This is a genomic window from Corynebacterium sp. 74A (assembly GCF_008930665.1).
Classification (GTDB): domain Bacteria; phylum Actinomycetota; class Actinomycetes; order Mycobacteriales; family Mycobacteriaceae; genus Corynebacterium; species Corynebacterium megadyptis.
The window spans coordinates 1-1,013 of record NZ_PQMG01000011.1 but is presented as its reverse complement, the minus strand read 5'-3'; the positions used below and the strand labels follow the sequence as shown (position 1 = coordinate 1,013).

Genomic DNA, 1,013 nt, shown 5'->3' with positions numbered 1-1,013 from the left:
GCGGAGTGGAGGTCCTGGCAGGCCTCCACGATGCGCTCGGCCATGCCGGTCTCGGCCTTCTTCATGTAGGAGCGGGGATCGTAGACCTTCTTGTTTCCGACCTCGCCGTCGATCTTGAACACGCCATCGTAGTTAGCGAACATGTGGCGGGCGACCGGGTTGGTGAACGCGTACTGGGTGTCGGTGTCCACGTTCATCTTGATCACGCCGTAGCGCAGGGACTCCTCGATCTTTTCCTTCTCGGAGCCGGAGCCGCCGTGGAAAACGAAGTCGAAGGGGTTGGAGCCGGCATCCAAGCCGAGCTTCTTCTCTGCCACCTTCTGGCCCATGTCCAGAACCTCGGGGCGCAGCTTGACGTTGCCCGGCTTGTACACGCCGTGGACGTTACCGAAGGTAGCGGCCAGCAGGTAGCGGCCGTTCTCGCCGGTGCCGAGAGCATCGATGGTCTTAGCGAAGTCTTCCTCAGAGGTGTAGAGGTTAGCGCCAGCCTTGGCCTCCACGCCGTCCTCCTCGCCGCCGACAACGCCAATCTCTACCTCGAGAACGATGTTGGCGTTACGGGCCTTTTCCAACAGTTCCTGGGCGATCTCGAGGTTCTCGTCGATCGGCACAGCGGAACCATCCCACATGTGGGACTGGAACAGCGGCAGCTCGCCGCGGTCCACGCGCTCCTGGGAGATCGCGATGAGCGGGCGCACGTACTCGTCCAGAACTTCCTTCTGGCAGTGGTCGGTGTGCAGGGCGACGTTGATGCCGTAGTGCTTGGCTGCCTCGTGCGCGAAAGCAGCCAGTGCGCACGCGCCAGCAACCTTGTTCTTCACGTTGAGGCCGGAACCGAACTCAGCGCCGCCAGTGGAGAACTGGATGATGCCATCGGACTCGGCGTCAGCGAAGCCCTTGAGCGCGGCGTTGATGGTCTCGGAAGAGGTGCAGTTGATGGCCGGGTAGGCGAAGCCGCCCTCCTTGGCCTTGGTCAGCATCTCGTTGTAGACCTCGGGGGTTGCAATTGGCAT

1 protein-coding gene is annotated in these 1,013 nt (G+C 62.2%); it reads right to left on the bottom strand.

What is annotated here, in order from left to right:
• Positions 1 to 1,013, bottom strand: a 1,013-nt coding sequence (gene fbaA / locus GBB11_RS10760) for a class II fructose-bisphosphate aldolase (RefSeq protein WP_151550361.1), incomplete at its 3' end; no start/stop codon positions are given.